The organism is Rhodococcus sp. (in: high G+C Gram-positive bacteria) (genome assembly GCF_049299235.1).
Taxonomy (GTDB): Bacteria; Actinomycetota; Actinomycetes; order Mycobacteriales; family Mycobacteriaceae; genus Rhodococcus.
Genome location: NZ_JBAQXC010000281.1, coordinates 1 through 7,092, shown reverse-complemented (window position 1 = coordinate 7,092; position 7,092 = coordinate 1). Strand labels below are relative to the sequence as shown.

General features: G+C 68.6%; 7 protein-coding genes. 1 reads left to right on the top strand and 6 read right to left on the bottom strand.

The window, feature by feature from the left end; translation table 11 throughout:
- On the top strand, positions 1-435 hold a 435-nt coding region (locus WAX14_RS16645; RefSeq protein ID WP_422629163.1), incomplete at its 5' end, for a phytanoyl-CoA dioxygenase family protein.
- Here the strand turns inward: WAX14_RS16645 and WAX14_RS16640 are convergent.
- From WAX14_RS16640 to WAX14_RS16615, 6 genes are all read right to left on the bottom strand, one after another.
- Positions 419-1,267: a hypothetical protein gene (locus tag WAX14_RS16640; protein WP_422629162.1), complete on the bottom strand. Its 849-nt coding sequence runs from the start codon at positions 1,265-1,267 to the stop codon at positions 419-421. The genes WAX14_RS16645 and WAX14_RS16640 overlap by 17 nt on opposite strands.
- On the bottom strand, positions 1,264-2,055 hold the full coding sequence (locus tag WAX14_RS16635) for a MerR family transcriptional regulator (RefSeq protein WP_422629161.1): 792 nt from the start codon (positions 2,053-2,055) through the stop codon (positions 1,264-1,266). The genes WAX14_RS16640 and WAX14_RS16635 overlap by 4 nt, the downstream gene beginning before the upstream one ends.
- Positions 2,056-2,152: 97 nt before the next feature.
- Complete coding sequence (locus WAX14_RS16630) at positions 2,153-3,241, bottom strand: 3-deoxy-7-phosphoheptulonate synthase (protein WP_422629160.1); 1,089 nt, start codon at positions 3,239-3,241, stop codon at positions 2,153-2,155.
- Between the two features lie 208 nt (positions 3,242-3,449).
- Positions 3,450-3,890, bottom strand: a complete 441-nt coding sequence (locus WAX14_RS16625; protein ID WP_422629159.1) for a nuclear transport factor 2 family protein — start codon at positions 3,888-3,890, stop codon at positions 3,450-3,452.
- A gap of 57 nt (positions 3,891-3,947) precedes the next feature.
- Positions 3,948-4,901 (bottom strand): alpha/beta hydrolase, encoded by a 954-nt coding sequence (locus WAX14_RS16620; protein WP_422629158.1) that lies wholly within the window; start codon positions 4,899-4,901, stop codon positions 3,948-3,950.
- Positions 4,902-4,983: 82 nt separating this feature from the next.
- A partial coding sequence (locus tag WAX14_RS16615; protein WP_422629157.1) for an ATP-dependent Clp protease ATP-binding subunit occupies positions 4,984-7,092 on the bottom strand: 2,109 nt, incomplete at its 5' end.

The following is a 7,092-nucleotide window of genomic DNA, read 5'->3' as shown; positions in this document are numbered from 1 at the left end:
GCCGAGGACGGCATGCCACGTCCGTGCGCACTGAGCATCTCGATCGCGCTCACCGAGAACTACGGGTACAACGGCGGTTTGATGATCATGCCCGGCTCGCACCGGACGTTCGTCTCGTGCCCCGGCGAGACACCCGAGAACTACCATCAGCAGTCTCTGGTGACGCACGTTCCGCCGACCGGTTCGCCCGACGAGGACACCCTGACGCGGATGGCAGCCGAGCACGGCATCGCTACCTTCCTCGGATCCGCCGGCTCGGCAACGATTTTCGATTCGAACTGCATGCACGGTTCGAACGGCAACATCACCCCGTTCCCGCGGTCGAATCTGTTCGTCGTGTTCAACAGCGTGGAGAACACGCTCGTCGAGCCGTTCGCCGCTCCGAAGCCGCGCCCCACGCACCTGGCCAGCCGGGACTTCACCCCACTGAGTTAGCACCCGTCCCGCTCCGCGTCGCAGCGAGTGCGGCGCGGAGCGCCTCGGGATCGTCGACCTGTAGCGAAATCCGCTCGACACTCCCGGTGACACGCCGACGCTCGAACAGGTGTGGGAGCGTCACCTCGACCGGGTCGCGCACCAGCACGTCGACATTCGTGCCGTCCGGTCCGGGCAGATACAACGCAATGCCGTCGATGATAGGATCGATGTTCCGAAAATTCCTGTGCAACAGCACTTTTACGATGTTTCCGCGATCGATCACGGCGACGACCTGGTGGCCCGAGCGGAGCGTGAACCGCGTGTCGTCGAGCAGATGCGGGTGCACGATACGGGCGGCGAGCATGCCACCCAACGGCACGAAGGTGTACACCGAGACGATCAGCAAGGTGGTGCGCAGCCACGGCCACGACACGAGTAGGTGGATGACTGCGGTTTCGACGATGCACGCAACGAGAAACGCGATCGGAATTCCCATTGCCCCTCTGGCATAACCGATTCCGGCGACACCGTCGCAAATGCCGTCGCGGCGACGGCGTACGAGCAGCCACAACGAGCGATAGGCACGCACTTCACCGCGGATCAGCCCGGCGACCGCACGACCGGCGACGGTGTCGAGCACCGCTCGCCAGGTCGTGCCGCTGCGCCGGAGGGAACGGACCTGCCGTGCGGTGAGGGCCGCGACGAGAACGAACAGCGGAACTTCGACGGCGAGCCACAGCGTGACGGCGGCGCCGGGCGTGATGACGCCGACGGCGGCGAGCAGCGCATTCGTCGCTGCCGTCAGGATCGTCACCAGCACCGCAATGCGGTGAATGCGTTGCGCGGTCACGGATTTTCCACCCGGGCGGCGATCGCGTCGATGACCCGGACGGCGACGGCGCGTTGCGCAGGATCAGGCAGGAACTCGGCCAGGTGGGGACTGTCGGTCACGTCGGCCGCGGTGGTCGACCACTGCGTGAACAGTCCGTCCGGGTCGCCGAGGTCGTCGAAGAACCCGGCCAGGGCGTCTGCGACCGCCTCGATCTCCGCGCTCGCGGTCGAGGGGTCGTAGCCGGCCAGCGCCCCGAATCGCCGGTAGAGTTCGACGATCTCGCGGCGACGGACCGGGTCGACCAGCCCGGCGGCCGCGGCACCGACGAACTTCGGGGTCTGCCCGGACAGCGCGAGGATCTCCCAGGCGTCGCGTTCACGGACGAACAATTCCCGCACGCGGGGATCGTCCTCACCGTCGACGAGTTCGGTGAACGCCTGCGCGAGCGGGGCTGCGAGCGGCGAGAGCGGTTCGCCGCGCCGGTGCAGGTCCAGCATCTCCGCGAGCGAATCCCGTTTGACCTGCAGGATCCGTTGTTGTTCCTCGACCGCGCCGAGGAGCGCTTCGAGGTCGGCACCGAGGTCGTCGGTGTCGTCGGCGGCGCCGAGCACCGCGGCGACGGATCCGAGCGGCACCCCGGACCGGGCGAGCCAGCGAATACGCATGAGCCGCACCAGGTCCTCCAACGCGTACACGCGGTACCCGTTGGAGGACCTCGGCGGTTCCGGCAGCAATCCGAGCCGGTGATAGTGCCGAACCGTCCGGACGGTGGTCTCGGCGGCCCGCGCGAGCTCGCTGATCCTCATGCCCCCAGCATCAACCCTGACGCTGCGTCATGGTCAAGTCTGCCGCGCCCTCGGGTGGTGGGGACCTTCAGCCGGTCAGACCGAATATTGGTTTCCGTCACCCGAGGCGTCGGGCGCGCACGGCCTCGGCGAGACGGTCGAGCTGGTCGACGGTGGTCGCCCAGTCGATGCACGCATCGGTGATGGACTTGCCGTACTCGAGCTCGTCGGCCTTGCCGAGGGTCAAGTCCTGACGGCCCGCCTCGAGGAAACTTTCGAGCATCACACCGACGATGCCCTTCTCCCCCGCGACCAGCCGCCCGGCGATGTCGGTGACGACGTCGACCTGCTTCTCGTGGTTCTTGCTGCTGTTGCCGTGGCTGGCATCGACGACGACCCGCTCCGGCAGGCCGCCCTTACGCAACCGGGCCAGGGTGTCCGCGACCGTCTCGGCGTCGTAGTTCGGCCCCGCGCTGCCGCCACGGAGGATGACGTGGCAGTCCGGGTTCCCGGCCGTCTCGATCAGCGCGGTATTGCCGTCGAGGTCGGTGCCGGGGAACACGTGGCTCGCACCGGCCGCGCGGGTGCCGTCGACCGCGACCTGCACGTCACCCTCGGTGGAGTTCTTGATGCCCACGGGCATCGACAGCGCCGAGCACAGCTGACGATGTACCTGGCTGGCGGCGGTGCGAGCACCGATCGCACCGTAGGTGACCAGGTCGGCGTAGTACTGCGGCAGGATCGGATCGAGGAACTCGCAGCCGACGGGCAGACCGAGGCTCGACACGTCGAGCAGCAGCTTGCGGCCGATGCGCAGACCGGTGTTGATGTCGTAGGAGCCGTCGAGGTGCGGGTCGTTGAGCAGGCCCTTCCAGCCCAGCGTGGTGCGCGGCTTCTCGAAGTACACGCGCATCACGATGTGCAGGTCGTCGCGCAGTTCGTCGGCCTTCGCGGCGAGGCGGCGGGCGTAGTCCATCGCGGCGGCAGGATCGTGCACCGAGCACGGGCCGACGACGACGAGCAGGCGGTCGTCGCTGCCGTCGAGGATGCCGACGGTGCCGGCGCGGCCCGAACGGACGGTCGCGGCGGCGACCTCGTCGGGGGCGTGCTCGGACCGCACCACGGACGGCGCGACGAGCGGGCTGATCCGCACGGTGCGTTGCTCGTCGAGATTCGAGGTCGCGGTGCTGTCGATCTGGGTACTCATGAGGTTCGATGTCCTGTTCTCAGGCCGACCCACGAGAAGATGAGATTCCAGCGAGCCGGTCTGTGTCCGGCTCGTAGGTGGAAGAAGTCAGCGCGCGGTCACGCCGACCGGCCCACCCAGGGCCGGCCTGCTAAACCAGAAATATGCGCGCTGCATGCGGACGAGCGTAGCAGAGGCCCGGTGCGGGCTGCGAAACGACCACGGCCGGTCAGCCGGCGGAGATCGACCGCGCGGCGAGCAACCAGCGCCCGTCGATCCGCCGGAACGTGTCGTGATACCGGCCCATGCCCGACAGTCTGGGCGTCGTCGTGGTGTCGGCGTAGAACTGCCAGACGGATTCGGCCCGGGCGGTATCGGGACTGTCGACGGTGACCGCGACGCACGACGTGATGTGCCGCGTCGCGGTTCCCGGCCCGGAGATTCCGCTTGCCCGGCGGCTCCGGGTCGCTGCGATGATCTCGGCCAAGCCACGGTTGACTTGGGCTTTCCCGGCGTTGTGATCGGATCCGGCCATCTCCCACACCGCGTCCTCGGTGTAGAGGTCGGTGTACGCCTCGACCGAGGCCTCGTCCGCCGCATGGGCGATGCGGGCGATCAGGGATCGGATCGTCTCGGACGGTGTCTCGGTCGCATCTTCGGTGCTCGCCATACTTCGTATTCTCTATGCGAGGCCCGATATCGGGGTCGCAGGGCGGGACACTCCAGGTCACAGCGTTCGACGCAGGAACGCCAGGATGTCACGCAGGGCGGTGTGCGCGGCGGGCGCGACACCGGGAAGCGCCGCGAAACCGTGGATCGTATCGGGGTAGTCGCGGTGTTCGGCTTCGACACCGGCGGCGCGCAACACATCGGCATACCGGAACCCGTGGTCACGCAACGGGTCGTGCCCCGCGGTGAGTACGAGCGCCGGTGGAAGGGATTCGTGCGAGGCTGCCCGGATCGGGGATGCCTGCCAGTCTTCGGTGCCGTACCCGTCGCCGAGATAGAGCCGTCCGAACGTCCGCATCTGCTTCGACGTGAGCAACGGCGCGTTCGCGTGGGCGTTCTCCGACGGCCACCGCTCGTACATCTCCACTGCCGGGTAGACCAACACCTGCGCGCGCACCGCGGGGCCACCCGCATCGCGTGCGTGCAGGGCGGCGACCGCGGCGAGGTTCCCGCCCGCACTGTCGCCCATCACCGCGATCCGCTCCGGATCACCACCGAGTTCGGCGGCGTGGGTGTGCACCCACCGCAATGCCGCCCACGCGTCGTCGACGGCCGCCGGATACGGGTGTTCGGGAGCGAGCCGGTAGGTCGGCGACACGACGATCGCCCCGGCCTGCGCGGCGATACGACCGGCGATCCACCGGGACTGCTCGGGCGATCCGAGGCACCAGCCGCCGCCGTGGTAGTTCACCACGATCGGTCGTGGCCCGGCGCCTGCCGGCGTGTGGATGCGCAACCGGATGCCGTCGTCGATGTGCCGGTCGGTGACGGCGACCCCCGCGGCGTCCGCGCCGACGACCAGCCGTCCCGGCGGCGACGCGATCAGCCGGGCACGGCGGGTACGCAACGCGGCCATCTGTGGTCCGTCGGACGGTTCGCTGGACAAGACCTTCAGGACCGCGCCGAACAGTCGGGTGCGGGCAGGCAGCGGCACGACGGAGATCTGTTCCATCCCGCGAATATAGAAGGTTCCGGACGCGCGCGATGCCCCTCGCCCGATTCGGGGCGAGGGGCACCTGTCCATCTACGGTCGGCTACCGGACGACGAGTTCGCCGTCTTCCACCGCGACCGTCACGGCCCCGCCTTCGGCGAGTTCGTCGTCGAGCAGCAGGTCGGCGATGCGGTCGTCGACCTCACGCTGGATGGCGCGACGCAACGGCCGGGCCCCGAACTCGGGCTGGTGGCCGCGTTCGGCGATCCAGTCGACGGCGTCAGCCGCGATCTCCAGTCCGATTCCTCTGGCCTGCAACCGTTCCCGCGAATCGTCGAGCAGCAGGTCGGTGATGCGGTGCAGTTGCTCGCCGTCGAGCTTGCGGAACAGCACGATCTCGTCGATGCGGTTGAGGAATTCCGGTCGCATCGATTCGCGCAGCCTTCCCATCACCCGGTCCCGCAACGGCTTCTCGGCGGCTTCGGCGTCACCGGTGGTGAAGCCGAGCGCCCCGCCACGGCTGGAGACGATGTCCGACCCCAGGTTGCTGGTCATGATCACGACGGTGTTGGTGAAGTCGACCGTGCGGCCCTGGCCGTCGGTGAGTCTGCCGTCGTCGAGCACCTGTAGCAGGGTGTTGAACACGTCCGGATGCGCCTTCTCGATCTCGTCGAGCAACACCACCGAGTACGGGTCGCGCCGCACCTGTTCGGTGAGCTGACCGGCCTCGCCGTAACCGACGTACCCGGGGGGAGCACCGACGAGCCTGCTGACGGTGTGCCGTTCGCCGAACTCGCTCATGTCGACGCGCAGCATCTTGTTCTCGTCCCCGAAGAGCACCTCGGCGAGCGCCTTGGCCAGTTCGGTCTTGCCGACGCCGGTCGGTCCGAGGAAAAGGAAACTGCCGACGGGCCGATGTGGATCGGCCATGCCGGCGCGGCTGCGCCGGACCGCACGCGCGACCGCGCGCACCGCCTCGTCCTGTCCGACGACCCGCTTGTGCAGTTCGTCCTCGAGCCCGCGCAGCCGGTCCTTCTCGGCCTGAGTCATCCGGGTCACCGGGATTCCGGTTGCCCGCGAGACGATCTCGGCGATCAGTTCGGAGGTCACCTCGGGCGCGTCGACATCGTCGACGACCGGGGCGCCGGTGTCGAGACGGACCTGCACGCGGGCGATTTCGTCGCGCAACTGCGACGCCTGCTCGTACTGTTCCGCCTTGACGGCCTCGTCCTTCGCGGTCTCGAGGGTGGCGAGGCGGCCGCGCAGCGCGTCGGTGTCGACGCGCGGGGTCCGCAACCGCAGTCGCGCACCGGCCTGATCGATCAGGTCGATCGCCTTGTCCGGGAGGTGCCGGTCCGGCAGATACCGGACGGACAGATCGACCGCGGCGTCGAGCGCGGCGTCGGTGTAGACGACACCGTGGAACTCGGCGTACCGCTCGCGCAGGCCGCGCAGGATCGCGACGGCATCGGCATGGGTGGGTTCGCCGACGGTGACCGGCTGGAACCGACGCTCGAGCGCGGGGTCCTTCTCGATGTGCTTGCGGTACTCGTCGAGGGTGGTGGCACCGACGACGTGCAGGTCGCCGCGCGCCAGCTTCGGCTTGAGGATGTTTCCGGCGTCCATCGCGCCTTCGCTGCCGCCGCCGCCCGCGCCGACGACCGTGTGGATCTCGTCGATGAACACGATCAGCTCACCGGATTGCGCGGTGATCTCGTCGAGCACGTTCGTCAGCCGTTCCTCGAAGTCGCCGCGGTAGCGAGTGCCGGCGACCATCGCGGTCAGGTCGAGTTGGACGATGCGTTTGTCGCGCAATGTGTCCGGCACGTCTCCGTCGATGATGCGCTGGGCGAGACCTTCGACGATCGCGGTCTTACCGACACCTGCTTCGCCGACGAGCACCGGGTTGTTCTTGGTGCGCCGGGACAGAATCTCGACGGTCTGTTCGATCTCGTCTGCCCTGCCGATGACCGGGTCGATGTGCCCGTCGCGGGCACGGCCGGTCAGGTCGACACCGAACTTGTCGAGGGTCGGGGTGGCGGACTCGTCCGGTGGCGGCGCCGCAGCCGGTTGCAGGCCGGCTTGCAGCGACTGCGGGGTCACACCGAGCGACGCGAGCAGGCGGCCCGGTCCGCGGGTGCGGTCGGCGGCGAGCGCGAAGAACACGTGCTCGGGGTCGATATAGGTCGAGCCGAGCGCGCGGGCCAGCTG

What these genes read in the sequence shown, in the direction of transcription:
- WAX14_RS16635 (WP_422629161.1), bottom strand. Translation starts at nt 2,055, where the DNA reads ATGAGGATCAGCGAGCTCGCGCGGGCCGCCGAGACCACCGTCCGGACG.
- WAX14_RS16630 (WP_422629160.1), bottom strand. Translation starts at nt 3,241, where the DNA reads ATGAGTACCCAGATCGACAGCACCGCGACCTCGAATCTCGACGAGCAA.
- WAX14_RS16625 (WP_422629159.1), bottom strand. Translation starts at nt 3,890, where the DNA reads ATGGCGAGCACCGAAGATGCGACCGAGACACCGTCCGAGACGATCCGA.
- WAX14_RS16620 (WP_422629158.1), bottom strand. Translation starts at nt 4,901, where the DNA reads ATGGAACAGATCTCCGTCGTGCCGCTGCCTGCCCGCACCCGACTGTTC.